The organism is Knoellia locipacati (genome assembly GCF_007992835.1).
GTDB lineage: Bacteria > Actinomycetota > Actinomycetes > Actinomycetales > Dermatophilaceae > Knoellia > Knoellia locipacati.
Genome location: NZ_BKBA01000012.1, coordinates 52,494 through 77,645 on the forward strand (window position 1 = coordinate 52,494; position 25,152 = coordinate 77,645).

The following is a 25,152-nucleotide window of genomic DNA, read 5'->3' on the forward strand; positions in this document are numbered from 1 at the left end:
CCGGTCAGCCGCCGGTGCCGCCCGGCGCGTCCTCGAGCCCTCGCGCGAGCGCGAAGCGGACGAGCTCGACGCGGTTGTGGAGGTGCAGCTTGCCGAGCGTGTTCTGGACGTGGTTCTGGACGGTGCGGTGCGACAGGACGAGCTCGGCGGCGATCTCCTTGTAGGACATGCCGGTCGCGACGAGGCGCAGGACCTCGGTCTCGCGGTCGGTGAGCTCGGGGATCGGCCGGTTCGCCGGGGCCGGCGCCACCTCGCCCCCGTCGTCGCCGGTGGCCATCCGCCGGAACTCCCCCAGCACGAGGCCGGCGAGGCCGGGCGTGAAGACCGCCTCGCCCCGCGCGGTCGCGGCCACGGCGTCGACGATCTCCTGGCCCGAGGCCGACTTCACGAGGTAGCCGGTGGCTCCCGCCTTGATGGCGGCGAGCACGTCGAGCTGCTCACCACTGGCCGAGAGGATGAGCACCCGCGTCTCGAGGTCGCCGAGCGCCCGGCAGACCTCGTCGCCGCGCAGCCCGGGGAGGTTGAGGTCGAGCACGAGGACGTCGGGCCGCGTGGCCCGGGCCCGGCGCACGGTCGACGGCCCGTCGGCGGCGGTCGCGACGACGTCGAGCCCGGCCCGCGCGAGGTCGCGCTCGAGCGCACCCAGCCAGAGCGGGTGGTCGTCGGCGACGAGCACCCGCGTCCGTGGGGACGGCGCCGGGGTGGGGTGGTCGGTCATGCGGACTCCTCGCGGGGCACGGTGATGACGACCCGGCAGCCTGCGCCGGGTCGGGTGATGACGTCTGTGGTTCCGCCGAGGTCGCGCACGCGCCCGACGATCGACTGGCTCATGCCGAGGCGTCCTCGCTCGGAGGCCGAGAGCAGGTGCGCCGGCTCGACCCCGACGCCGTTGTCGCGCACGGTGACCGTGACCGTGTCGCCGTGGTCCTCGAGGAGCAGCCACGCCTTGGCGTCCTCCCCCGCGTGGCGGATGACGTTGTCGAGGGCGGCGAGGACGGCGGCGTCGAGCTCCTCGGCGCGGGTCTGCTCGAGCGGGACCGGACCTCCGGGGAGCGAGACGCTCACCCGCTCGCCCTCGTGGGCGCCGAGGAGCAATCGCAGGTCGCGCCGGATCTCGCCCTCGACCGACGCGGCGAGCCGCGGTCCGAGGACGTCCTGCGACACGAGACGTCGCAGCGCCCGCTCCTGGTCGGCGGCCAGCGCCCCGAGCTCGGCGCCCTGCCCACCGATCTCGTCGCCCCGCCGGTGGATGAAGGCGAGCGTCTGGAGCACCCCGTCGTGCACGACCCGGGCGAGCCGCTCGCGCTCTCGCAGGCGCTCGCGCTCGGCGACGACCTGCTCGTAGCGCTGCAGCCCGCCACGACCGAGGTCGACGGCGAGCCCGATGAGCCCGCCGAGCAGGAAGAGCAGGAGGATGTTGTGCCAGGTGCCGCCGTTCGGGGTGCCGATCTCGACGAGGTCGGCGGCGGAGATGATGCCCGCGACGACGATCCCGCCGAGGCGTCCATGGAGGACCGCGGCGCCGACGACGCCACCAGCGGCCCACATCGTCGGGAGCGTCAGGGTGCCGGCGGCGACGTCCTCGGGGTGGTCGGCCAGCAGCGTGGCGAAGATGCCGCCCACGGCCAGCCCCACCTCGACGGCCAGCAGCCAGGTCGTGCGGCGCCGGAAGGCGAGCACCAGCAGGCTGAACCCCATGAGCACGGCGATGACCGTGAACGCGACCCAGGGACGCAGCATCGTCTCGTGGCGGCCCCAGACGAGGATCCCGGCATACAGGGCGGCCATGGGGCGGAACCAGTCGAGACCGCGCGAGAACGCCTCGACGATGACCGGCTCGGTCCGGCCGGTGCGCACCGACGTGTCGACCACGCCGAAGAGCGCCCCCCGGCGCCCCGAGGGCTCAGCCGGCACGCTGCTCGTCGGCACCCCGGGTCCCGTCGGTGCGACCGGTCCCATCGGCGTCCTCGGCCGCATTCTCGGCGGCGTCGAGCTCGCGCTCGAGCTCGTCGACGGCACGGCCGGGTTTGGCGGCCTCGTCCTGCTCGCGCTGGAGGATCCGCTTGGCCCGGGTCATCCGGTCCTTCATCGAGCCGGCATACATGTCGACGTACTCCTGGCCGGAGAGCTCCATGAGGGCGTACATCACCTCGTCGGTGATCGACCGGAGGACGAACCGGTCGTCCTCCATGCCCTTGTAGCGGGAGAAGTCGAGCGGCTTGCCGATGCGCACCCCGACCCGCATGACCTTGGGGATGACCTTGCCGGTGGGCTGGGCCTTGTCGGTGTCGATCATCGCGACCGGGATGACGGGGACCCCCGCCTCGAGCGCCATCCGGGCCACACCGGTCTTGCCCTTGTAGAGGCGGCCGTCGGGCGACCGGGTGCCTTCGGGATAGAGGCCGAGGAGCTCACCGCGGCGCAGGATGCGCAGACCGGAGTTGAGGGCGGCCTCGCTGGCCTTGCCGCCGGAGCGGTCGACGGGGACCTGCCCGACGCCCTTGAAGAACGCCGCCGTGAGCCGGCCCTTGAGACCCACCCCGGTGAAGTAGTCGGCCTTGGCCAGGAAGGTCATGCGACGGGGCACGACGAGCGGCAGGAAGATCGAGTCGGAGAACGAGAGGTGGTTGCTCGCGAAGATCGCCGCGCCGTCCTCGGGGATGTTCTCCTCGCCGTCGACCCAGGGCCGGAAGAGGATCCGCAGGATCGGTCCCAGGAACACGGTCTTGAGCACCCAGTAGAACACCAATGTCCCTTCCGTCGAGTCGGGCACGACTCTAGTGCACACCGTGCCTGCGCCCGCCGGACTAAACCCGACACCGGACGCGTTGCCGATGTCGTTCGGGTCACCGGCGACTCCTGTCGTGGGACCATGTGTGCAGTTCGTCCCAGAGACCCGTGAGGCCACCATGAACGACCGTGACATCGATGCGGAGTTCGACGCGATCGTCGCCCACTGGGACGACGACGCCGCGACACCGCCACCGCCGCGGACCGTCCAGGACATCACTGCGGCGTATGCCGCCCTCTCCCGTCCCGAGACCGACCCGGCGGCTCCCGGGGACGAGCCTCCGGCAGCCGAGGCACCCGGGGTCGAGCCGCCGGCGGATGCCGCAGCCGACAGCGAGGCCACGGCCGGCACCGACGCCCCCGCTGCCCCCGCCGCGCGCCCGCCCGCCCCGAAGGCACCGCCGCGAGCCTGGTCGATGACACCTCCGACCGCGCCTGTGCAGCCCCGGCCCGCGCAGGCGCCGGACGCCGAGGCGGACGCGGAGCCCGAGGCGGAGGCCTGGCGCCAGGGCCCGAGCACCGACGACGAGGACGACCACTTCGAGCCGCCCGAGGTCCAGCTGCCACCCGGCGAGGACCTCGGCTACTGGGGCGCGCTGTTCGGCCTCATCGGTGGGCCCCTGCTCCTGCTGTGGGTCGTCGTGACCAAGCCGTTCTACGGCGGGTGGTGGACGCTCGGCGCGATCCTCATGTTCTTCGGCGGGTTCGCCCTCCTCGTCATGCGCGACCCGCACGACGGCGACCCCTGGAGCGGCGACGACGGCGCTCGCGTCTGACCCGCACCTTTCCCACCCGAAGTGGGTTCGGGTCACATCGCAGGGGAACCGCGGTGCTGCGCAGTCACTCCTTCCCCTGCTCAGTGGCCCCGATCTCCGCGGCCTTGGCCTCGGCGTCGCGCACCATCTCGTCCGTCACCGACTCGCTCGCCCGGGCCGAGGCCTCGTCGGCGCGCTCCTGGACGGGGGTCGGCTCGCCGAGCCGGATGTCCACCCAGGTCGGACGGTGGTCGCTGCCCGCGACGAGGTCGGCCTCGGGCAGGTCGAGGTCGGCGTGCGGCTCCACCTGGAGGCCGGCCGACGCGAAGATCACGTCGAGCACCTTGCGCGGCCGGGTCGCCGGGAAGGTCGGCGTCATCGGCGAGACCGGGCGCATGACACCGGCGAACGCCTTCCACGCCTGACCCGACTCGTTCTCGTTGAGGTCACCCGCGAGGACGACCTCACCGCCGACGTTGACTGCGCGCAGGATGACCTGCGCGTGCGCGGCGCGCTCACGCGCGTCGAGGCTGAGGTGCACGCTGGCCACCGCGATCGGCTCACGACCCGGTGCCGCGACACGGGCGAGCGCGAACCCGCGGGTCCGCTGGAGGAAGGCCACCCGCAGCCGCTGGTGGCGCGACTCGACGACGTCGACGCGCAGCGAGGTGAAGATCGTCGTCCCGCCGCTGCCCCGGTGGCGTCCGGACCAGAACATCCCGCAGTCACGGGCGAAGTTCGCGACCCGCTGGGTCGAGAACAGCCGTCGTGGCACCTCCTGGAGGCAGAGCACGTCGGGGTCGATGGCACGCACGACGCGCGCCGCGGCATACGGGTCCTCCAGGAAGTCGCGGGTGTTGTAGCTCGCGATCCTGATGGTCGTCATGCGCGGGCCACCTCGGACGACCTCACTCGGACGCTTCGTTGCGAGCGAGGTCCGCGGCACCGATGAGCCCGGCCTCGTTGCCCAGCCGGGCCGCGACGATCTGCGCCTCGGGCCGGTAGCCGCGACCGGTGAGCCGGCGCCGGAAGGTCTCGCGCGCGGGGCCGAGCAGCAGCTCGCCGGCGGCGGAGACGCCGCCACCGATGACGAACGTGCCCGGGTCGAAGGCGGCCGCGAGGTTGGCGATGCCGATGCCGAGCCAGTGCCCGATCTCGGCGAGCAGCTCGGTCGACGTCGCGTCGCCGTCGCGGGCGGCCTCGGTGACGATCGGGCCGGTGAGCTCGTCGGCGCGGCCGTCGACGCGCGCGGCGAGGTCGGTCGCGACCGGCGAGTTGGCGAGGATCATCGCCCGGGCCTCACGCACGAGGGCGTTGCCGGAGGCGTACTGCTCCCAGCAGCCCCGGTTGCCGCACTCGCAGCGCTGGCCCTCGGGCACGACCTGCATGTGCCCGAACTCGCCCGCGATGCCGTAGCGCCCGCGGATGAGCTCGCCGTGCATGAGGATCGCACCGCCGATGCCGGTGCCGAGGTTGACCATGACGACGTCGGACTCGCCCTGGGCGGCACCGAAGCGCCACTCGGCCCAGCACGCGGCGTTGGCGTCGTTCTCGACGAGGATCGGCGCGTCGATGCGCTTGCTCAGCGCGTCACGCAGCGGCTCGTGGCGCCACGACAGGTGGGGCGCGAAGACCACGGTCGCGCGGTCGGCGGCGACGAACCCGGCCGCGCCGATGCCCACGGCCGTGATGTCGGGGCGCTGGGCGCGCAGCTCCTCGACGACGTCGACGATGGTGTCCTCGACGACGCGCGGACGCTTGGAGCGGTGGGGGGTGTCACGACGGGTGCGGACGAGGACCTGTCCGTCCTCGTCCACGACTCCCCCGGCGACCTTGGTCCCGCCGATGTCGATGCCGATGGCCAGGCTCATGGGGTGTCCTCCTCGTCGACGACGGTGATGGGTTCGGTGCGTGGGGTGCGGTCGGTGCTCGTGGGCCTCGCGGCGCCGCCCGCCGCGGACGACTCCGTATGCCGGGTGGCCAGGTCCGCGAGGACCGTTGCCGCGCTCGTCGCGAGGTCGGCGAGACGGCTCAGCGTCTCGGGGCTCACCCCACGCAGGACGGAGACCGACCGGCACACGGGGCACCAGGTGCAGGTCTCGGCGTCGCCCATCGCCACGTGGACGTGCTCGTCACTAGTCTGTCCGGAGCCGTCCTCGGCCGTCGGGTCCTCGGCCGTCGGGTCCTCGGCCGTCGGGGGCGCAGCCGTGTCCTCGCTCGGACGGTGCTGCGAGCGGCCGAGGGCCTCGAGCAGCCTCGTGGCCTCCTCGGCCACCGAACCCACGGCAGCGTCGAGTCGCGCGTCAGCGTCCACGGGGCCACACCTCCTCATCACGCACGAAGCGCACCCGGAGCTGTCCGGAGCGCACCCCAGCATTCTTGACGATGCACCGCCGCAGCACCGAGGGCAGCGCGATGACCCTGCGCACACCACCCACGTCGACGACGAGGTCGTCTGCCCGGCGGGCGAGGTCGACGTCGCCCGAGCGCGCGAGCGGGAGCGGCAGCAGGAGCACGAACTCGTCCCCGTCGGCCTCGACCCGCAGGCCACCCACCCGCACGGGAGCGTCGAGCGGCGCGAGCTCGCCGTCGAGGGCCGAGGTCTGGCCGGCGAGGTCCGCGAGCGCGTCGGCGCCGGTCGGCTCACCGGCGAGGTAGGGCGCGACGAGCACGGGCGTGCCGTGGAACGACGAGGTGATGGTGGCCAGGCCGGCGGACTGCGCGGCGTTCCACGCCGCGCGCCACGGGTCGTCGTCCACGGGGATGACGCGGTTCACGACGACGGCGTCCACGGCATACCCGTGCAGGGACAGGGAGGTGAGGATCCGGCGGGCCTCGGCGATGACGACGTTCTCGGGAGTGAGGACGATCCGCACGCTCGCGTGCTCGGAGGTGAGCAGCGCTCGGACGTCGGCCATGTGGGCGCGCCACGTCGTGATGACGTCGAGCACGTCACCGTCGGGAAGGGGCAGTCCCGCGGCCTTGGCTGCGGCCGGTCGCATCGCGGTGAGCAACCGGCGCTGGGCGGGCAGGAGCCGGTCCAGGTGCCAGCCGAGCACCTCGGGCAGGGCGAGGAGCCGCAGCGTCTCCGCCGTGGGGGCGCAGTCGACGACGATGACGTCCCACCGACCGCTCGTGGCGTGGTGCCCGAGGGTGAGGAGGGCACTGATCTCGTCGGCTCCGGGCAGCGCGGTGAGCTCCTCGGCCACCACCGGGTCGACCCCGACCGAGTCGAGGACGGTGAGGAGGTAGTCGCGCAACGTCCCCCAGTCGGCGGCGACGCTCGTGCGCGAGCCGACCGCCTGCGCGTGGAGGCGCTCCTCGACCGGCAGCGTCTGCTCCCACGTCGGTGAGGTCCGCAGGTCGACGTCGAGGGCGTCGCCGAGGCTGTGCGCGACGTCGGTCGACATGACGAGGGTGCGTCGACCCGCGCGCGCCGACTCGACGGCCATCGCCGCCGCGGTCGTCGTCTTGCCCACCCCGCCCTTGCCGGTGACGAGCACGACGCGTGGGGTGCTCACGGGGGTGGTGTCGCCGCGACGGCCCGTGCCGCCGGTGGCGGCCGGGTCGGTGACGTCGGCGGGGGCGACGGTGTCAGTGGGGTCGGTGGCGCTCAGGCGAGGGACTCGACGCGCTTCTTGAGCTCCTTGAGAGCCGTGTCGGTGATGAGCTTCTCGGCCTTGCGCTTGAGCATCCCGATCATGGGGATCTTGACGTCCACCGCGAGGGCGTAGTCGACCTGGGTGCCGGCGTCGGTCGCGGTGAGCGTGTAGGAGCCGTCGAGGGCCTTGAGCACGCCGGCCCGGACGAGGTTCCACGACACGAGGCCGGAGCCGTCCTCGGCGATGCCGTCCCAGTTGTACTCGAGGACGTAGGTGTCCTTGACCGCGCCGGCGTCGAGGACGTACTCGACCTGGTCGGCCCACCCGTCGCCGTCCTCGCTGAGGATGCTCACCCTCTTCACCTGCTCGGCCCAGTCGGGGTAGGCCTCGAAGTCGGCGATGACGTCGAGCACGGCGCCCGGCTCGGCGGCGATGGAGATGGAGGAGGACGTGCTTTCTGTCATGGGCGCAGGTTACCGAACCGGCGCTACCTCTAGGATCGGGCCACGGCGGATCTCGTATCGGCCGGACAACCACTGGTGACCAGGCCCGACGATGTCGTCGATCGGTCGGCCGAAGGAGAGCACGTTGCACGAGAAGTCCACTCCCGCCCTCGCCCCGGCGACCACCGAGGGCAGCCTGGCTGACCTTCCCGCACGTCATCGTCGCGACCACCCCACCAAGGCCGTGTTCGCCGTGCGGTCGGGCTCCGGCTGGAGCGACGTCTCCGCCAAGGACTTCGCCGACCAGGTCGAGGCCCTCGCCAAGGGCTTCCTCGCCGCGGGCGTGACCCCCGGCAGCGCCGTGGGCATCATGAGCCGCACCCGCTACGAGTGGACGCTCACCGACTTCGCGCTCTGGACGGCCGGTGCCATCCCCGTCCCGATCTACGAGACCTCCTCCCCCGACCAGGTCGAGTGGATCCTCAAGGACTCCGGCGCCGTCGGTGTCGTCCTCGAGACCGAGAAGCACAAGAGCGCGCTCACCGGCCTCTCCGGCGACCTGCCGACGCTCGAGCACAGCTGGGTCATCGACAACGGCGACCTCGACCAGCTCGCCTCCACCGGCTCCGGCACCGACGACGCCGCCCTAGAGGCCGCGCGCGCCGACGTCGACCGCACCTCGACGGCGACGATCATCTACACCTCCGGCACGACCGGGCGCCCCAAGGGCGTCGAGCTCACCCACGGCAACTTCCTCGACCTCACCGAGAACACCGTCGAGAAGCTCAAGGACGTCGTCGCCAGCGAGGGCGCCTCCACGCTGCTCTTCCTCCCGCTCGCGCACGTGTTCGCCCGCTTCATCGAGGTGCTCTGCGTCGCATCCGGCGCCAAGATGGCGCACTCGGCGGACATCAAGACCCTCCTCGACGACTTCGCGAGCTACCAGCCGACGTTCATCCTCGCGGTGCCGCGCGTCTTCGAGAAGGTCTACAACTCGGCCGAGGCCAAGGCCGTCGCCGGCGGCAAGGGCAACATCTTCGCCAAGGCCGCCGAGACCGCCATCGCCTGGTCCGAGGCCAACGAGGCCGGCTCGGTCGGCTTCGGTCTCCGGGCCAAGCACGCCGTGTTCGACAAGCTCGTCTACGGCAAGCTGCGCGACGCCATGGGCGGCAAGGTCCAGTACGCCGTCTCCGGCGGCGCCCCGCTCGGCACCCGCCTCGGCCACTTCTTCCGCGGCATCGGCGTGACGATCCTCGAGGGCTACGGCCTCACCGAGACCACCGCGCCGATCACCGTCAACCTCCCCGAGCGGCTCAAGGTCGGCACCGTCGGCCCGCCGCTGCCGGGCACGACGGTGCGGATCGCCGAGGACGGCGAGATCCTCGTCAAGGGCGTCAACGTCTTCAAGAGCTACCGCAACAACCCCGACGCCAGCGCCGAGGCGATCCGTGACGGGTGGTTCCACACCGGCGACATCGGCGAGCTCGACGAGGACGGCTACCTCAAGATCACCGGGCGCAAGAAGGAGATCCTCGTGACCGCGGGCGGCAAGAACGTCGCCCCCGCCGTCCTCGAGGACCGCCTGCGCTCGCACCCCCTCGTGTCCCAGTGCATCGTCGTCGGCGACCAGAAGCCGTTCATCGCGGCGCTGCTCACGCTCGACGAGGAGATGCTGCCCATGTGGGCGAGCAACCACGGTCTCGACGGCATCACCGCCGCCAAGGCGCGCACCGACGAGACCGTCCTCGCCGAGCTCCAGAAGGCCGTCGACGAGGCCAACACCGCCGTCTCCAAGGCCGAGTCGATCCGCAAGTTCGCCGTCCTCGACGGCGACTTCACCGAGGAGTCGGGCCACCTGACGCCGTCGCTCAAGCTCAAGCGCAACGTCGTGATGCGCGACTTCGCGGATGAGGTCGATGCGCTCTACGGCGGCTGACCCCACCTCGCCCGCGACTCGCCCGACCGGCTCCACCAGCACGACGACCGGGTATGCCGTCCTCGCCCTGGCGGCGTTGTGGCTGGCCTGCCTCGGCGTGCTCCAGTGGAGCGTCGTGCGGTTCCGCCTCCCGATCGTCCTCACCCTCACACTGGGGGCGGTCGGGCTCGGGATCTGGCTGTGGCGCCGGACCGAGATCCGTTCTGCCCCACCATGGCTCGTCCCCGTCGTGCTGCTCGCGTCGGTGGCGACCACGTGGGCGGTCCCCCTCTTCAGCTACCTGCGCGGCGGCTCGCTCACGGCGGCGCTCGTCGCCCTGTCGGTCGTCGGCACCGGCGCCGCTGCGCTGCTGGTGCAGCCGAGTGCGGCACGGGCGCGGACGGCATACGGGCTCGCGGTGCTCGGCCACGTCGTCACCGCAGCGATCGCGACGATCGGTGACCCGGCTCCCAGGATCGACGTCTGGGTGACGCTGCAGCAGGCCAGCGACGCGCTCGCCCGCGGCGAGAACTTCTACGACATGAGCTGGACCGACTCCCCCGGCATCCAGGACGCCTTCACCTACCTGCCGTGGACGACCGTGCTCCTGGCACCCGGTCGCTGGCTCGGCGGCGACGTGCGGTGGGCGATCGCGTTCTGGTCGGTCGTCCTCTTCGTGGGGATCTGGGCGCTCGCGCGGCCGCGCCCCGGTGACGCGCCCACGAGTGCGCGAGCGACCGCGCTCCGGGCCGCCGTCCCCGTCACCGCCCTCGTCGTCGCCCCCGGCACCCTCACCCAGGTCGACCAGGCCTGGACCGAGCCGCTGCTCGCCGCCGGGCTCGTGTGGTGGGCCGTCCTCGTCCGTCGCGGGCACGCGTGGTGGGCGGTCGTGCCGCTGGCGCTGGCCTGCGCGAGCAAGCAGCACCTCGCGCTGCTGCTGCCGCTGCTCCTGCTGTGGCGGCCGTTCGGTCCCCGGCGGGCCGTGGCGACCGGCGCGCTCACCGGCGTGCTCATCGCGCCGTGGTTCCTCGCCTCACCGTCGGACTTCGTCCACGACACCGTGACGCTGCTCGTCGGCTTCCACCCGATCCGGTTCGCCAACACCTGGTACCTGTACTTCCTCAACGAGCACGGCGTGACGCTGCCGTTCTGGGTCACCGGGCTCGTCGTCCTCGGTGCGCTCGGTGTCGCGGCGTGGCTCGTCGCACGCCGCCAGCCGGGGGTCGACGAGCTGCTGCGGTGGTTCGCCTTCGTCCTGCTCGCGGCCAACCTCGTCAACAAGCAGGCGTTCTACAACCAGTACTGGCTCAGCGCCGCCCTCGTCGCGATCTCGCTGGCGGTGCCACCTCGCGCGCGACCGGGCCGGGGAGCCGACGTCACTTCGGAGCGGCCAGCTGGTTCAGCTCCGCCAGCCACGCCTTCGTGAACGCCGCCCGGGTGGTGCCGAGCACGTCTGCGAACGCGCGATCCATCGCCGAGTCTGCGTCGGCCGGCGAGCTCGCCACGCTCGACGCCTCGTAGAACGCCTCCAGGCGCGCCTCACCGTGACGCCGGGCGATGAGGTCGACCGCGAGCCACGACGCGAGATAGCTCGGCGCGATCTCTCCCTGACCGGGGTCGAGGTCGCCCTGCGTCGGCAGACGCGTCGGACCGGAGCCGTTCCTCACGCGCTCGAGCAGGGGCGCCGCGAGATCCGCGCGGCGGCGGTCCGAGGCGGCGTAGCCCACGTGGTCGGCATAGCCCTCGACGAGCCACAGCGGCGGCGCGCCGGGCAGGGAGCTGCGCACGGCGACGTGGGTGCTCTCGTGGGTGAGGACGAACTGGCGCCCCTCGGGGGTGAGCCGGGCGAACGCGTCGGGGTTGAGCAGGATGCGGTCACCGGTCGCGCGCCCGTCGGCGCCGAGCGGCCCGTCGGTGATCGCGGCGACCTGGCTGAGGTCGTCGGCGCGCCCGACCTGCTCGCGGAACGCGGTGGCGTCCTTGGGGGCGATGACCGTCACCCGCCGGGGCCAGGGGCGCTTCCAGCGTTTCGACACCTCCGCGACGGCCCGGTCGGCCATCGCGGCGTATGCCGTGAGCGTCGCCTCGTCGACGGTGCCGGTCACGGTGCTGGCACGTCCCTGCACGGTGCGCGCCCCCGGCAGCGGGGTGGCGGGTTCGGCGCCGGCCGGGGGTGACGCCGCGAGGGTGGGCGGCGCGGTCGGCGCGGGCTGCGCGGACTCGGGCGCGGTCGGCGTCGCGACGGACGCGCGCGGGGCCGGGGTGTCGGCGTCACGGTCGCAGCCCGCGGTGAGGGCCAGCGCCAGCACACCCAGGGTGACGACGACGGCGCGGCGGGCACGCGAGGGGCGCCACGGCATACGCGTCGTCGGGTCGGTCAGGGGCACGGCCCCATCGTGTCAGGCGGAGCTCAGCCGACGGCACGCCCGAGGGTGAACGGCGCGCGCCGCGACCGCACCGTGGCGGCGGACTCGGCCGTGATGAGGCCGGCGCGCACGCAGGCCGTGACCGCGGCACGCTCGTCGACGTCGAGGGGGAGGTCGCTGCCGAGCCCCATCGAGTCGGGGTCGACCATGGCGGTGACCATGCAGTCACCGCAGTGGAGGTCGCGCACCGGACAGCGCGCGCAGACGATGGTCAGGCTGTCGGAGGTCAGGTCGTGGGTCATGTCGTCACCTCTTTCTCGGGTTGCCACCACGCTATGAGCCCCCACTGACAGCGCCTCCCGACCGCCGCGCCGAGCCGCCTCCGCGGGGCTGTCGGACCCCGCGCCTAGCCTCCTCGCATGCGGATGGTCCAGGGCACGCTCGACGACCTGGGCACACCCCTGTCGGACGTGACGTTCGTCGTCGTCGACCTCGAGACCACGGGTGGCAGCCCCAGCGAGTGCGGCATCACCGAGATCGGTGCCGTCAAGGTGCGCGGCGGCGAGGTCCTCGGCGAGTTCCAGACCTTCGTCAACCCCGGCGAGCCCATCCCCGCCTTCATCTCGGTGCTCACCGGCATCACCGACGCGATGGTCCGCGACGCGCCGCGGGTGGGGCCCGCGCTTGTGGCCTTCCTCGAGTTCGCGGCCGGGTCGGTGCTCGTCGCCCACAACGCGGGGTTCGACATCTCGTTCCTCAAGGCCGCGTGCGCCCGCGCCGACCGTGACTGGCCGCGCTTCCCCGTCGTCGACACGGTCCACCTCGCCCGACAGCTCGTGAGCCGTGACGAGGTGCCCAACCACCGGCTGGGTTCTCTCGCACGGCTGTTCAACGCCACGACCACCCCCGACCACCGTGCGCTGCACGACGCCAAGGCGACGGTCGACGTGCTGCACGGCCTCATCGCGCGCGTCGGGTCGCTCGGCGTGCACTCCCTCGAGGAGCTCAGGGCCTACTCCGCCAAGGTGCCCGCGGCGACGCGCCGCAAGCGCCACCTCGCCGACGGTCTGCCGGAGGCGCCCGGCGTCTACATGTTCAAGGACGGACAGGGCCGCGTCCTCTACGTCGGCACGTCGGTGTCGATCCGCACCCGCGTCCGCAGCTACTTCACCGCCTCCGAGCAGCGTCGGCGCATGTCCGAGATGGTGCGCATCGCCGAGTCGGTGACCCCCATCGTGTGCGCGACCGCCCTCGAGGCCGAGGTGCGCGAGCTGCGGCTCATCGCCGAGCACAAGCCCCGCTACAACCGTCGGTCACGCCACCCCGAGCGCACGTGGTGGGTCAAGCTCACCGTCGAGCCGTTCCCGCGCCTGTCGATCGTGCGCCACGTCGCCGACGACGGCACCCGCTACATCGGCCCGTTCGCCTCACGTGGCTCGGCCGACGACGCGGTCGCCGGCGTCCACGAGCTGCTGCCGCTGCGCCAGTGCCTCGAGCGGCTGTCGGCGACGAAGCCGCGCTCGGCCTGCGCCCTCGCCGACATGGGTCGGTGCGGCGCCCCGTGCACCGGCGCCCAGAGCGTCGAGGACTACGCCGCGGTCGTCGCCGAGGCCGTCGAGCTCCTCGCCGGCGATGCGCGCCGGGCGGTCTCCACGTGGCGCGAGCGGATGGACCGGCTCGCCGAGCAGGAGCGCTTCGAGGACGCCGGAGTCGTGCGCGACCGGATGCTCAGCCTCGTGCGGGGCGCCTCCCGCGCCCAGCGCCTCGACCCGCTCTCGCGCACGTCCGAGCTCGTCGCGGCCCGTCGCAGCGAGACCGGCGGCTGGGAGGTCATGTGCATCCGGCACGGGCGCCTGGCCGGCAGCACCGTGGCCCCCCGTGGCGCCGACCCGATGCCCTACGTCGAGGCGCTGCGCGCCAGCGCGGAGGTCGTCACTCCCGGCCTTTCCCCCGCCACGGCGGCGACGCCCGAGGAGAGCGAGCGCATCCTGCGCTGGCTCGACGCGCCCGGCGTCCGCCTGGTCGAGATCGACGGCGAGTGGACCTGCCCGGTGGGTGGCGCGACCGGTGTCCGGCACGAGCTCGAGCCGGTCGAGACCTCGCGTCGCCTCACGCCGGGCTTCCGCTCGGCCTAGTCTCGGTCTCGTCGTCCACGGAGGCGGTGCGCCGCCGTGGAGCCGCAGTCGAGCTCGAGGAGTGGCACGCCATGTCCTATCCCCCGCGTCTCTACACCGGCGAGTCCGGCGAGCGGTCGGCCTGGGTGACACCGGGCGACCGGGAGCCCGACCTCGTCTACCCCAACGGCAACCGGGTGCACTACGTCGCGCGCGGCGAGGCCACGGGTGGGCTGTTCGGGCTCTACCGGTGGGAGTTCGCCGGACCGCCGAGCGGACCCGGTGCCCACTTCCACCGCACCATGTCGGAGTCGTTCTACGTGCTCGACGGGACCGTGACCGTCTTCGACGGCGACGCCTGGGTCAAGGCGCGCTCGGGCGACTTCCTCCACGTGCCCCCGGGCGGTCTCCACGGCTTCCGCAACGAGGACGGCCCGGCGACGATGCTGCTGCACTTCGCCCCCGGCGCGCCTCGCGAGCCCTACTTCGAAGGGCTGGCACGGCCGGGTGGCGTCGCGGAGATGACCGACGACGAGCGCGACGAGTTCATGGCGCGGCACGACAACTTCTGGGTGCAGGAGTGAGCCGACTACGCTGCGAGACGTGATCACTGCCATCGTTCTCATCACTGCCGACGTCGACCGGATCCCCGAGGTGGCCCAGGAGGTCGCCGAGCTCGACGGCGTGAGCGAGGTCTACTCGGTCGCCGGCGACGCGGACCTCATCGCCATGGTGCGGGTGCGTGAGCACGACCAGCTCGCGAGCGTCATCGCCGACCGGCTCAACAAAGTCAAGGGCGTCACCGGCACCGCGACGCACATCGCGTTCCAGACCTACTCCAAGCACGACCTCGAGGCCGCCTTCAGCCTCGGTCTCGAGTAGCCGCCCCGCGCCTCACGCGGCCACGGGACGGTCAGGCGGACGTGACCTCGCGGCTCGCCGTGACCCACCGGTCGAGCTGAGCCGCCGCGGCACCGGAGTCGATCGTCTCGGCAGCCCGGACGACACCAGCGCGGATCGCCTCGTGCACGTCGGCGGCGGACGTGCCGACGGCCCCGGCCGCGACGGCCAGTGCCGTGCCGACGTTGAGCAGGACGGCGTCGCGCGCCGGGCCCTGCTCGCCCGCGAAGACGCGGCGGGCCACCTCGGCGTTCTCGTCGGCGAGGCCGCCCTTGATGCTGTCGATCGTCGAGACCTGCAGGCCCACGTCGGCCGGGTGCACCGAGACCTCGGTGACGGAGCCGTCGCGCACCCACAGCAGGGTGGTCGGACCGGCGATGGACATCTCGTCGAGGCCCTCGTCACCCCGGAAGACCGCAGCCGTGGTCCCGCGGTCCGCGAACACCCCCGCGATCACCGGGAGGAAACGGGCGTCCGCGACGCCGACCGCGGCATACGTCGGCTGTGCCGGGTTCGTCAGCGGTCCCAGCAGGTTGAACGCCGTGGCGACACCGAGCTCGGCACGTGCGGGTCCGGCGAACCGCATCGAGGGGTGGAAGGTCTGGGCGAAGCAGAAGGTGATGCCCGCGTCGAGGGCGACCTGACGCACCTGCTCAGGGCTCAACGTGAGGTTGACCCCGAGGGACTCGAGCACGTCGGCGGAGCCGGACTTCGAGGAGGCGGCGCGGTTGCCGTGCTTGACGACCTGGAGGCCGGTGGCGGCGATGACGACGGACGACATCGTCGAGATGTTCACCGTGCCGAAGCGGTCACCGCCGGTGCCGACGATGTCGATGCTCTCGCCCGGGACGTCGATCCGCCGGGCGTGCTCGAGCATGACGTCGGCGAGCCCGCGCACCTCGGCGACGGACTCGACCTTGGCGCGCAGGCCGACGAGGAAGCCGGCCACCTGGGCCACGCTCGCCTCGCCGCTCATGATCTGATCCATGGCCCAGCGCGACTGCTCGAGCGAGAGGTCCTCGCGGGCGAGCAGCCGGGTCAGCAGGTCGGGCCACGACGGGCCCGAAGGGTCCGTGGCCACCACGTCAGCGTGCCGCGACGCGTGTGCGCGCGAGACCCGCGATCGCCTCGGCGACCTTGATCGGGTCGAGGGGGTGGGACACGGCGTCGTCGGCGAGCGACCACGCGGCGAGCCAGCCGTCCTGCGGGCGTCCGGTGAGGACGAGGACGGGCGGGCAGTCGTAGATCTCGTTCTTGAGCTCGCGGCACAGGCCCAGGCCGCCGTTCTTGGCCGCCTCGCCGTCGAGGACGACGACGTCCCAGCCACCGGCGTCGAGCGCCTCGGTGACGGCGAACGCGGTCGCGCACTCGAGCCATCGGGTGACCTCGACGTCACGGGCCGGGCGCCGTCCTGCGGCCGCACGAACGGCGTCGCGCGTGGTGATGTCGTCGCTGTAGAGGAGGACCGACACCCGGTGCACAGCCGCACCTGCGGAGGAGGTCGAGCCCGCCGTCGCGAGGGAGTCCGCGTGGGGGGCCGCATGCGCTGAGGTCATGGCCTCATCCTAGCCACGCGCCCATCTGCGAGCCGACACCCCCAAACCCGGGGGTCGGTGCAGCGCTCGAAGAGGATTGAGGCAATAATGACGCTCGTGGCGACTGCAGAAGCAACGACTCGAGTGTCCGGTCCGGTTCCCAGCATCCCGGACTACGGTCCGGCGACCCGTCCCAACATGGTTGCGGTCGGGACGATGGTCTGGCTCGCGAGTGAGCTGATGTTCTTCGCAGCTCTGTTCGCGTTCTACTTCTCGCTCCGTGGGCACCTCCCGGACATGTGGCGCACGGAGACGGAGCTGCTCAACGTGCCGTTCGCGTTCGGCAACACCATCGTCCTCGTCATCTCGTCCGTCTGGTGCCAGCTCGGCGTCTGGAAGGCCGAGGCCGGACAGGTCGCCCGTACCGGCTCGCTCCTGAAGTTCAAGGAGTGGGGCATGCGTGAGTGGTACGTCCTCACCTACATCTTCGGCTCGATCTTCATCGCCGGTCAGGTCTACGAGTACGCCCACCTCGTCGCCGAGGGCGTGACGCTGAGCACGAACTCCTACTCGTCGATCTTCTACCTCGCCACGGGCTTCCACGGCATGCACGTCACCGGCGGCCTCATCGCCTTCCTCCTCATCATCGGGCGCACCTTCACGACCCGCCGCTACACCCACCTCCAGGAGACCGGCGCCGTCGTCACCTCCTACTACTGGCACTTCGTCGACGTCGTGTGGATCGCGCTGTTCGCGATGATCTACCTGCTGAAGTGAGTGTCGGCACCGCCGACTAGCGTGAATCCCTCCCCCGGACCCCACATCCCCGAGACCCCGACAGGACCCTCGTCGTGAACGCACTGGCCGCCCGCCGCCGCCACCCGGCAGCGATCGCCATCCTGCTCATGCTCGGCCTCCTCGTGACCGGCTTCGCGTATGCCGCGGTCGCGCCGCAGCCGGCCAAGGCAGAGTCCAGCTCGGCCGAGGACGTCGCTGCCGGCAAGCAGCTCTTCCAGGCCAACTGCGCCTCCTGCCACGGCGTCAACGCCGAGGGTCGCGCGACCGGCAACGGTGACAAGATCGCCGGACCCGCCCTCGCCGGCGTCGGCGCCGCGGCCGTCGACTTCCAGATGGGCACCGGCCGCATGCCGATGCGCGCCCCTGCGGTCCAGGCCCCGCGCGGTCAGGTCCAGTTCACCCAGGACCAGATCGACCAGGTCGGCGCCTACATCGCCTCGCTGGCCCCCGGCCCCGCCGTCCCGTCCGAGGAGGACGTCGACGCGAGCAAGGGCGACCCGGCCAAGGGTGGCGAGCTCTTCCGCGTCAACTGCGCCATGTGCCACAACTTCGCCGGCTCCGGTGGTGCCCTGACCCGCGGCAAGTACGCCCCGTCGCTCATGGGCGTCGAGTCCAAGCACATCTACGAGGCCATGGAGACCGGCCCGCAGTCCATGCCCGTCTTCAACGACGGCAACATCGCCCCCGAGGACAAGCGTGACGTCATCGCCTTCCTCAAGTCCGTCGAGGACACCCCGCAGCAGGGCGGTCACGCCCTCGGGTCCCTCGGCCCCGTGACCGAGGGCTGGTTCGCCTGGTTCTTCGGTCTCGGCATCCTCATCGCAGCAGCCGTCTGGCTCGGACAGAAGTCCGCCTGAGCCATGCCGCCCACCGCTCCTCACTCTCCGTCGACAGGATCGATCATCCGATGAACGAGCAGGACAGCCAGCCCACCGGAGGCGAGGTCACCCCCACGGGTGAGTTCGGTTCCGGTGCCGTTCGCCTCGACCAGGGGCACGTCATCGGAGACGGCGGGATCCCCGCCCGCTTCGAGAACCCCGGTTTCCCCCCGCACCCGCACCGCGGCACCGACCTCGACGAGGGCGCTGCCAAGCGCGCGGAGCGGGTCGTCGGAGGCCTGTTCATCCTGTCGGTGCTCGGCACGCTCGGCTTCATCGTGGCCTACTTCGCCATCGACTCCGACGCCACGGTCTTCGTCCCCGGCATCGGCATGACCAACGCGCTGCACCTCGTCCTCGGCCTGACGATGGCCGCCTCCCTCCTCGGCATCGGTCTCGGCGCGGTCCACTGGGCCAAGACGCTCATGCCCGACCACGAGGAGGTCGAGATGCGCCACACGATGCGCTCCGACGCCGAGCACCGCAAGGAGTTCGGCACGATCCTCGGTGAGGGCGCCGAGTCCGCGCACCTCACCCGTCGCCCGCTCATCAAGTACGCCATGGGTGGCGCCCTCGGCCTCTTCGCCGTGCCCGTCATCCTCCCCGTGCTCGGTGGCCTCGGCCCGATGCCCGGCGACGACCTGTCCGTGAGCTTCTGGAACGGCGACCAGGAGGAGGACGGCAAGTACCCCAACAAGCCGCTCCGCCTCATGCGTGACCCGCAGAACACGCCGATCAAGGCCAGCGAGGTCACGATCGGCTCGGTCTTCCACGTCATGCCCGAGGGCCTGCTCGACCTCGAGGAGCACATCCTCGAGGCCAAGGCCAAGGCCGCGGTCATCGTCATGCGTCTGGACCCTGACGACATCAAGGTCCAGAAGGAGAAGGACTGGGGCCACCAGGGCATCGTGGCGTACTCCAAGATCTGCACCCACGTGGGTTGCCCGGTGGGTCTCTACGAGCAGCAGACGCACCACCTGCTCTGCCCGTGCCACCAGTCCACGTTCGACGTGACGCAGGACTGCAAGGTGATCTTCGGCCCGGCCAAGCGCCCCCTTCCGCAATTGCCGATCACCGTCGATGATGAGGGGTATCTCATCTCCAAGGGTCCCTTCAAGGAAGCCACTGGACCGAGTTTCTGGGAGCGTGGTTCCGCATGAGCACCGACACCTTCCCCGCCGGCCGTCCGGCGGACCGACTGCGCGACGGCGACCAGCCCGCCGACCGGGCACCGAGCGCCGCAGCGCGCAAGGCCGGTGGCGTCGCGGGCTGGATCGACGACCGCACCGGCTCCGCCAAGGGCGTCAACTACCTGCTCCGCAAGGTCTTCCCCGACCACTGGTCGTTCATGCTCGGCGAGATCGCGATGTACTCGCTCATCATCTGCCTCATCTCGGGTGCGCTCCTCACGCTGTGGTTCGTCCCCAGCGCCGGGCACACGATCTACGACGGCTCCTACGTGCCGCTGCGTGGCCAGCAGATGTCCGAGGCCTACGCCTCGACGCTCAACATCTCGTTCGACGTTCGCGGTGGCCTCATCGTGCGCCAGATCCACCACTGGGCCGCGCTGATGTTCATCGTCGGCCTCACGGTGCACATGTTCCGCGTCTTCTTCACCGGAGCCTTCCGCAAGCCGCGTGAGCTCAACTGGGTCATCGGCACGGTCCTCGCGCTGCTCGCGGCCATCGAGGGCTTCGCGGGCTACTCCCTCCCCGACGACCTGCTCTCGGGCACCGGTATCCGCGCGATGGAGGGCTTCGTCCAGACGGCGCCGGTCATCGGCTCCTACCTCGCGTACGGCATCTTCGGTGGGCCCTTCCCCGGTGAGGCGATCATCCCTCGCCTGTACTCCGCGCACGTGCTGCTCCTGCCGGCGATCCTCGTCGGTCTCTTCACGGCGCACATCGTGCTCGTGGCGGTGCAGAAGCACACCCAGTTCCCCGGCCCGGGCCGCACCAACGACAACGTCGTCGGCTATCGCGTCATGCCGGTCTACGCCGCCAAGGCGGGCGGGTTCTTCTTCATCGTCTTCGGTGTCATCGCCCTCATCTCGGCGCTGTTCACGATCAACCCGATCTGGGCCTACGGTCCCTACGACCCCTCCCCCGTGACGGCGGGCTCGCAGCCCGACTGGTACATGGGTGCCTACGACGGTGCACTTCGACTGCTGCCCGGCTGGCTCGAGTTCAGCTTCCTCGGCTTCACGATGTCGCTCAACATCGCGCTCGGCGCCCTCGTGCTGCTGCCGCTGGTCTACATCGTCGTGGGTGTCTACCCGTTCGTCGAGCGTTGGGTCACCGGTGACGACCGCGAGCACCACCTGCTCGACCGTCCCCGCAACAACCCGACCCGCACCGGCATCGGCATGGCCGGCATCGTCGCCTACTCCGTGTTCATGTTCGCGGCCGGCAACGACATCATGGCCATTAAGCTCGGCATGTCGATCAACGACATCACCTGGGCGTTCCGGATCGGGCTGTTCGTCCTCCCGCCGCTGACGTTCTGGGTGACGAAGCGGATCTGCCTCAGCCTCCAGCGCCGTGACCGCGACCTCGCGCTTCACGCGCGGGAGTCGGGGCGGATCATCCGCGGCGCCGACGGCTCGTTCCACGAGCGCCATGACGCCCTCACGGACCACGAGCGCTGGATCCTCGTGCAGCACGAGCCGGTCGAGCCGCTGCAGCTCACGCCGGATGTCGACGAGAACGGCGTGGCCCGCCCCGCGGCCCGCAAGGACCGTCTGCGTGCCAAGGTGTCGCACTTCTACTTCAAGGACGCGGTCAACCCGGTCACCCCGGCCGAGCTGGCGGCGGCGCACCACGACGGCCACCAGGCCGAGGCGATCGAGGCGCCCTTCGACTACGAGGGCATCGAGGGCGACTCGGACCACACCCCCGGCACCGGTGGTCAAGGCGCCGACACCGACGCCGGCCGCTCCGAGGCCGCCGAGCGTGGCATCGGCAGCGCCAGCCGCCTGCGGGAGTGAGCAGGACCTGACCTCGCGCGCCACCCACGGCGACAGACAGCGACCCCCGGACCATGTGTCCGGGGGTCGCTGCTGTCGGCGGGGCCGTTGGCGTGACAGGGTCGTCAGCAGGAACGCGCGGGGCCGCGGTCCGCGGATGTCGAGGAACGGCATACGGCTCCGTCCCCGTGGTGTCGGCGGTCACGAGGCCGCCACCGAACCCAGGAGAGACCATGGCGAAGTACCTGCTCCTCAAGCACTACGTCGGCGGACCCGAGCGCCGGCCGCAGGGCACGGTCCCGATGGACCAGTGGACCCCGCAGGAGGTCACCGACCACATGGCGTTCATGCAGCACGTCGCCGACACCCTGAAGGAGCGGGGTGAGTTCGTCGACGCCCAGGCCCTCTCCCCCGAGGGCAGCTTCGTGCGCTACGACGGCGAGGGCCGGCCGCCGGTCACCGACGGTCCGTTCGCGGAGACCAAGGACCTCATCGCCGGGTGGATGGCCATCGACGTCGACTCGCTCGAGCGGGCCCACGAGGTCGCCGCCTTCCTCTCCTCGGCGCCAGGTCCCGGTGGCGTGCCGCTCGAGGAGTGGCTCGAGGTCCGCCCCTTCCTCACCGACGTCCCGCAGGTCGACGCCTGAGCCGCCAGACGCCTGCCATGACCGATCTGGGCGCGCTCTTCAAGGACCTCGGTCCACGGGTGCTCGGCGTCCTCGTGCGACGCGGGGCGGACTTCGCCTCGGCCGAGGACGCCGTCCAGGAGGCGCTCATCGAGGCGCACCGGCGCTGGGGGGAGGACACGCCGCGCGACCCGTTCGCCTGGCTCGTCACCACGGCGTGGCGCAAGCACCTCGACGTCGTCCGCTCGGAGTCCTCACGGCGCCGGCGCGAGGTCGCCGACCACCTCGAGCCCGATCCGGGCCCAGTCACGGGCACCGACGAGACGCTGCTCCTGCTCTTCCTCGCGTGCCACCCGGCGCTCTCGCCGTCGTCGGCCGTGGCCCTGACCCTGCGCGCCGTCGGAGGCCTCACGACGCGTCAGATCGCCAGTGCGTACCTCGTCCCCGAGTCGACGATGGCCCAGCGGATCTCCCGTGCCAAGCGCACGCTGTCGCGGGAACGTCTCACCGAGCCCGGTGACCTCGCCGTGGTGCTGCGTGTGCTCTACCTCATCTACAACGAGGGGCACAGCGGCGAGGTCGACCTCGCGGACGAGGCCATCCGGCTCACCCGTCAGCTGCTGTCGTCGGCGCCCGAGCCGGAGGTCGCCGGTCTGCTCGCCCTCATGCTCCTGCACCATGCGCGCCGGCCGGCCCGATGGTCACCCGACGGCGCCCTCGTCAGCCTCGACGTGCAGGACCGCAGCCGGTGGGACACCGGGCTCATCAATGAGGGTGTCGAGATCCTCCAGAGCGCACTGTCGCTCGACCGGCTCGGGGAGTTCCAGGTGCAGGCGGCCATCGCAGCGCTGCACGCCGACGCACCGGTCGCGGAGCAGACCGACTGGCCCCAGATCCTCGAGTGGTACGACCTGCTCATGGAGCTCAACCCCACCCCCGTCGTCGAGCTCAACCGGGCGGTCGCCGTCGGCGAGGTCGACGGCCCGCGTGCCGGGCTGGCAGCGGTGGCACGGGTGCCGGACTCGGTGCCGAGACACACGGCCGTGCGTGCCCACCTCCACGAGCGTGCCGGAGACCTCGAGACCGCCCACAGCCTGTATGCCGTCGCGTCCCGTTCCGCAGCCAGCGCGGCCGAGCGCGACCACCTCACCCGCCAGGCAGCCCGGGTGCACCAGCGGCTGCACCGGGCGTGACAGGCTGGGGCCGTGGATGCCGTCGCCCCGGAGCAGTTCGAGTCGATCGTCGAGGAGTCGCTCGACGAGGTGCCCGAGGAGCTCATGGCGATGCTCGACAACGTCGTCTTCCTCGTCGAGGACGAGCCGCCGGCCGACGACCCCGAGCTGCTCGGGGTCTATGACGGTGTGCCGCTCACCGAGCGCGACGCCGGCTGGGGGCTGGGCAACCTGCCCGACCGGATCACGCTCTTCCGTGGTCCGCTGACGCGCATGTGCGAGGACCTCGACGACCTGCGTGACGAGATCGCGATCACCGTCGTCCACGAGATCGCGCACCACTTCGGCATCGACGACGCCGCCCTGCACGAGCTCGGCTGGGGCTGACGCCGGGCCGTCGGGCCGTCGGGCCGTCGTCCCACGGACACCGCATCGCTGGCCGGACCCGGCGGATACGGTTCTCGGGTGAGCACCCCCGCCGACTCCCGGCACTCCTGGAACTCCCGGCCCACGCCGGTCGACGATGTCCGTGACCGCCGGCTGCTCGCCTGGGTCGGTGCCGGGCTCCTCGCAGGAGGCATGCCGGTGCACGAGGTCGAGGAGGACGTGCGTGACGTCGCCCGGGCCCTGGGACACACGGGCACGCAGGTCGCCTGCTCCCCCACCGGACTCATGGTCTCGCTCCGGTCGGGCGATGCGTCCACCTTCGAGCAGGTCGATGGAGGTCTGCGGCTGGACCAGCTCGCCGACGTCCTTGCCCTCCAGGTCGGGCTCCGGACCGGTCGCACCACGCCCGAGGCCGGGCTGAAGCAGCTCGCCCGGCTCCGCGCGCAGCCGCACCGCTACCGCACGGTCGGGTTCGTCGCCGGCGCGATGCTGTCCGGCGTGGGCATCGGGCTCATCCTCGCGCCGTCGCTCGCGACCTTCCTCTTCACCGTGGCCGTCGCCGCGCTGACCCCGGTCTTCGTCCGGCTGGGAAGCCGCGGGAGCGCCCTTCGCACGCTCACGCCGTTCGTCGCCGGTCTCGTCGTGGCGCTCCTGGCCTTCCTCGCTGCGGACCAGGGGTGGCTGGACGCCCCGCTGCGCAGTCTCGTGGCTCCGATCGCGGTGCTGCTGCCCGGAGCCCTCATCGTCACCGGGCTCACCGAGCTCGCCGCCGGGGCCATGGTGGCCGGGAGCTCGCGCCTCGCGTTCGGGCTGGTCCAGCTGCTGCTCTTCGTCCTCGGCGTCGGGGCCGCCCTGGCGGTGGTCGGCGGCCCGGCGGTGCTGCTCGACACCTCTGCCCCCGAGGGCCCCGGCTGGTGGGCACCCCTGCTCGGACTGGCTGTCGTCACGGTCGCGATCGCGCTCCTGGAGTCGGTGCCGGTCCGTCAGGCCCCGTGGCTGGCCGCTGCGATCCTGGCGACCTTCACGGCGCAGGCCCTCACGGTCGCGGTCGTCGACACGCGCTGGGCCGGCGCCTTCGTCGGCGCCGTCGTCGCCGCGCTGCTCTCGACGCTGCTCGAGTACGTCCGTCCGGAGCTGCCCCGCATGGTGACCTTCCTGCCCAGCTTCTGGCTCCTCGTCCCCGGCTCGCTGGGGCTCATCTCGCTGGCCCAGTTCGAGGTCGGCGCCGGTGAGGCAGCCACCGCCCTGGCCGATGTCGTCGTCGTGGTCGCCGCCATCGCCCTCGGCGTCATCGTCGGAGCCGCTCTCGCCGCGCCGCTGCGCCGGCTGGCCCGTCAGCTGGGGCTGCCCCACCTTCGCCGGCTCATGACGACCCGGCGTCGGCGCTCCCAGGCCTGACGAACCTCGCCCGCCGACCCGGGACACCACCGCAGCGACAACAGGACCGGCCCCGTCAAGAGACGGGGCCGGTCCTGTTCGCACGGTGCGCGAGAGTGGGGGATCAGAGGGCGTGCGGGCCCTTCCAGTACTCGAAGACCCAGCCGACGAGCGCGGGGATCGTGAAGAACGCGCCGAGGGCGACGAGCCACCAGCCGATCGCCAGGCCGAGGAAGATGAGCGCCGAGGAGGCCGCGAGCCACAGCGGCCACCAGCTGTGCGGGCTGAAGAAGCCGTAGTCACCGGCGATGTCGCTGATCTCGCCCAGGGGGTCGTCCTCGGGCGGGACACCGTCGAGCTTGCGACGGGTGATGTTGAGGTAGCCGGCGATCATGAAGCCGAGCAGGGCGCCGAGGGTCAGCCCGACGACACCCACGGGCTCGGTGAAGTCGTTCCAGACGCCGTAGACGACCGCCATGAGGGCGGCGAAGCCACCGAAGAGGTAGCCGATCCGTTCCATTGCCAGCAT

27 protein-coding genes are annotated in these 25,152 nt (G+C 71.8%); 14 read left to right on the forward strand and 13 right to left on the reverse strand.

The window, feature by feature from the left end; translation table 11 throughout:
* Positions 1–4: 4 nt before the first annotated feature.
* Genes KLO01_RS15480 through KLO01_RS15490 form a run of 3 tightly spaced genes read right to left on the reverse strand, consistent with a single transcriptional unit; the run spans position 5 to position 2,746 of the window.
* A complete protein-coding gene (locus tag KLO01_RS15480) occupies positions 5–718 on the reverse strand; it encodes a response regulator (RefSeq protein WP_147066806.1) in 714 nt (237 codons plus the stop codon).
* Positions 715–1,914 (reverse strand): MacS family sensor histidine kinase, encoded by a 1,200-nt coding sequence (macS, locus tag KLO01_RS15485; protein WP_147066807.1) that lies wholly within the window; start codon positions 1,912–1,914, stop codon positions 715–717. Before macS ends, KLO01_RS15480 begins: the two co-directional genes overlap by 4 nt.
* Complete coding sequence (locus KLO01_RS15490) at positions 1,904–2,746, reverse strand: lysophospholipid acyltransferase family protein (RefSeq protein WP_147066961.1); 843 nt, start codon at positions 2,744–2,746, stop codon at positions 1,904–1,906. The genes macS and KLO01_RS15490 overlap by 11 nt, the downstream gene beginning before the upstream one ends.
* A 163-nt stretch (positions 2,747–2,909) precedes the next feature.
* Between KLO01_RS15490 and KLO01_RS15495 the strand changes: the two genes are divergently transcribed.
* Positions 2,910–3,566 carry a hypothetical protein gene (locus KLO01_RS15495; protein ID WP_147066809.1) on the forward strand — a complete coding sequence of 219 codons (657 nt, stop codon included), beginning with the start codon at positions 2,910–2,912 and terminating at the stop codon, positions 3,564–3,566.
* A gap of 64 nt (positions 3,567–3,630) precedes the next feature.
* Here KLO01_RS15495 and KLO01_RS15500 read toward each other — a convergent pair whose 3' ends face one another.
* The 5 genes from KLO01_RS15500 to KLO01_RS15520 form a co-directional block, all read right to left on the reverse strand.
* On the reverse strand, positions 3,631–4,431 hold the full coding sequence (locus KLO01_RS15500) for an endonuclease/exonuclease/phosphatase family protein (protein ID WP_147066811.1): 801 nt from the start codon (positions 4,429–4,431) through the stop codon (positions 3,631–3,633).
* Positions 4,432–4,453: 22 nt separating this feature from the next.
* Positions 4,454–5,416 carry an ROK family glucokinase gene (locus KLO01_RS15505; protein WP_147066813.1) on the reverse strand — a complete coding sequence of 321 codons (963 nt, stop codon included), beginning with the start codon at positions 5,414–5,416 and terminating at the stop codon, positions 4,454–4,456.
* Positions 5,413–5,859, reverse strand: a complete 447-nt coding sequence (locus KLO01_RS15510) for a hypothetical protein (protein ID WP_147066815.1) — start codon at positions 5,857–5,859, stop codon at positions 5,413–5,415. The genes KLO01_RS15505 and KLO01_RS15510 overlap by 4 nt, the downstream gene beginning before the upstream one ends.
* Positions 5,849–7,066, reverse strand: a complete 1,218-nt coding sequence (locus tag KLO01_RS15515) for an ArsA family ATPase (RefSeq protein WP_147066816.1) — start codon at positions 7,064–7,066, stop codon at positions 5,849–5,851. The genes KLO01_RS15510 and KLO01_RS15515 overlap by 11 nt, the downstream gene beginning before the upstream one ends.
* Positions 7,067–7,158: 92 nt before the next feature.
* Positions 7,159–7,611 carry an SRPBCC family protein gene (locus KLO01_RS15520; RefSeq protein WP_147066818.1) on the reverse strand — a complete coding sequence of 151 codons (453 nt, stop codon included), beginning with the start codon at positions 7,609–7,611 and terminating at the stop codon, positions 7,159–7,161.
* Between the two features lie 124 nt (positions 7,612–7,735).
* Here KLO01_RS15520 and KLO01_RS15525 point away from each other — a divergent pair, with 124 nt between their 5' ends.
* Both KLO01_RS15525 and KLO01_RS15530 read left to right on the forward strand, forming a co-directional pair.
* Positions 7,736–9,526 (forward strand): AMP-dependent synthetase/ligase, encoded by a 1,791-nt coding sequence (locus tag KLO01_RS15525; RefSeq protein WP_147066820.1) that lies wholly within the window; start codon positions 7,736–7,738, stop codon positions 9,524–9,526.
* A complete protein-coding gene (locus tag KLO01_RS15530) occupies positions 9,507–10,931 on the forward strand; it encodes a hypothetical protein (RefSeq protein WP_246136254.1) in 1,425 nt (474 codons plus the stop codon). The genes KLO01_RS15525 and KLO01_RS15530 overlap by 20 nt, the downstream gene beginning before the upstream one ends.
* On the opposite strand, the gene KLO01_RS15535 is transcribed toward KLO01_RS15530, so the two are convergent.
* Together KLO01_RS15535 and KLO01_RS15540 are read right to left on the reverse strand one after the other, a co-directional pair.
* A complete protein-coding gene (locus tag KLO01_RS15535; RefSeq protein WP_147066822.1) occupies positions 10,882–11,892 on the reverse strand; it encodes a hypothetical protein in 1,011 nt (336 codons plus the stop codon). The genes KLO01_RS15530 and KLO01_RS15535 overlap by 50 nt on opposite strands.
* 23 nt (positions 11,893–11,915) lie before the next feature.
* The gene (locus KLO01_RS15540; protein ID WP_147066824.1) at positions 11,916–12,173 is read right to left on the reverse strand and encodes a hypothetical protein; all 258 of its coding nucleotides are present in this window, start codon (positions 12,171–12,173) and stop codon (positions 11,916–11,918) included.
* A gap of 117 nt (positions 12,174–12,290) precedes the next feature.
* On the opposite strand from KLO01_RS15540, the gene KLO01_RS15545 reads away from it, so the two are divergent.
* From KLO01_RS15545 to KLO01_RS15555, 3 genes are all read left to right on the forward strand, one after another.
* Positions 12,291–14,006: a DEDD exonuclease domain-containing protein gene (locus tag KLO01_RS15545; RefSeq protein WP_147066826.1), complete on the forward strand. Its 1,716-nt coding sequence runs from the start codon at positions 12,291–12,293 to the stop codon at positions 14,004–14,006.
* A gap of 71 nt (positions 14,007–14,077) precedes the next feature.
* Complete coding sequence (locus KLO01_RS15550) at positions 14,078–14,569, forward strand: cupin domain-containing protein (protein WP_147066828.1); 492 nt, start codon at positions 14,078–14,080, stop codon at positions 14,567–14,569.
* A gap of 19 nt (positions 14,570–14,588) precedes the next feature.
* On the forward strand, positions 14,589–14,867 hold the full coding sequence (locus tag KLO01_RS15555; protein WP_147066830.1) for an Lrp/AsnC family transcriptional regulator: 279 nt from the start codon (positions 14,589–14,591) through the stop codon (positions 14,865–14,867).
* 31 nt (positions 14,868–14,898) lie between these two features.
* Here KLO01_RS15555 and trpD read toward each other — a convergent pair whose 3' ends face one another.
* Together trpD and KLO01_RS15565 are read right to left on the reverse strand one after the other, a co-directional pair.
* Positions 14,899–15,966, reverse strand: a complete 1,068-nt coding sequence (trpD, locus tag KLO01_RS15560; RefSeq protein WP_147066832.1) for an anthranilate phosphoribosyltransferase — start codon at positions 15,964–15,966, stop codon at positions 14,899–14,901.
* Between the two features lie 4 nt (positions 15,967–15,970).
* A complete protein-coding gene (locus KLO01_RS15565) occupies positions 15,971–16,441 on the reverse strand; it encodes a response regulator transcription factor (RefSeq protein WP_186828083.1) in 471 nt (156 codons plus the stop codon).
* A gap of 87 nt (positions 16,442–16,528) precedes the next feature.
* On the opposite strand from KLO01_RS15565, the gene ctaE reads away from it, so the two are divergent.
* From ctaE to KLO01_RS15605, 8 genes are all read left to right on the forward strand, one after another.
* Positions 16,529–17,197: an aa3-type cytochrome oxidase subunit III gene (gene ctaE / locus KLO01_RS15570; RefSeq protein WP_147066834.1), complete on the forward strand. Its 669-nt coding sequence runs from the start codon at positions 16,529–16,531 to the stop codon at positions 17,195–17,197.
* Positions 17,198–17,271: 74 nt separating this feature from the next.
* Complete coding sequence (gene qcrC / locus KLO01_RS15575; RefSeq protein ID WP_147066836.1) at positions 17,272–18,075, forward strand: cytochrome bc1 complex diheme cytochrome c subunit; 804 nt, start codon at positions 17,272–17,274, stop codon at positions 18,073–18,075.
* 50 nt (positions 18,076–18,125) lie between these two features.
* Positions 18,126–19,256, forward strand: a complete 1,131-nt coding sequence (gene qcrA / locus KLO01_RS15580) for a cytochrome bc1 complex Rieske iron-sulfur subunit (RefSeq protein ID WP_147066838.1) — start codon at positions 18,126–18,128, stop codon at positions 19,254–19,256.
* Positions 19,253–21,082 carry a cytochrome bc1 complex cytochrome b subunit gene (qcrB, locus tag KLO01_RS15585; RefSeq protein ID WP_147066840.1) on the forward strand — a complete coding sequence of 610 codons (1,830 nt, stop codon included), beginning with the start codon at positions 19,253–19,255 and terminating at the stop codon, positions 21,080–21,082. The genes qcrA and qcrB overlap by 4 nt, the downstream gene beginning before the upstream one ends.
* 212 nt (positions 21,083–21,294) lie before the next feature.
* Positions 21,295–21,708 carry a YciI family protein gene (locus KLO01_RS15590; RefSeq protein WP_147066842.1) on the forward strand — a complete coding sequence of 138 codons (414 nt, stop codon included), beginning with the start codon at positions 21,295–21,297 and terminating at the stop codon, positions 21,706–21,708.
* Between the two features lie 17 nt (positions 21,709–21,725).
* A complete protein-coding gene (locus tag KLO01_RS15595) occupies positions 21,726–22,880 on the forward strand; it encodes an RNA polymerase sigma factor (protein ID WP_147066844.1) in 1,155 nt (384 codons plus the stop codon).
* Between the two features lie 12 nt (positions 22,881–22,892).
* Positions 22,893–23,246 (forward strand): metallopeptidase family protein, encoded by a 354-nt coding sequence (locus KLO01_RS15600; RefSeq protein WP_147066846.1) that lies wholly within the window; start codon positions 22,893–22,895, stop codon positions 23,244–23,246.
* A gap of 78 nt (positions 23,247–23,324) precedes the next feature.
* On the forward strand, positions 23,325–24,644 hold the full coding sequence (locus KLO01_RS15605) for a threonine/serine exporter family protein (RefSeq protein WP_147066848.1): 1,320 nt from the start codon (positions 23,325–23,327) through the stop codon (positions 24,642–24,644).
* A gap of 103 nt (positions 24,645–24,747) precedes the next feature.
* Here the strand turns inward: KLO01_RS15605 and KLO01_RS15610 are convergent, their stop codons facing one another.
* Entirely contained in the window at positions 24,748–25,152 is a 405-nt protein-coding gene (locus KLO01_RS15610) for a cytochrome c oxidase subunit 4 (protein WP_147066849.1), read from the reverse strand.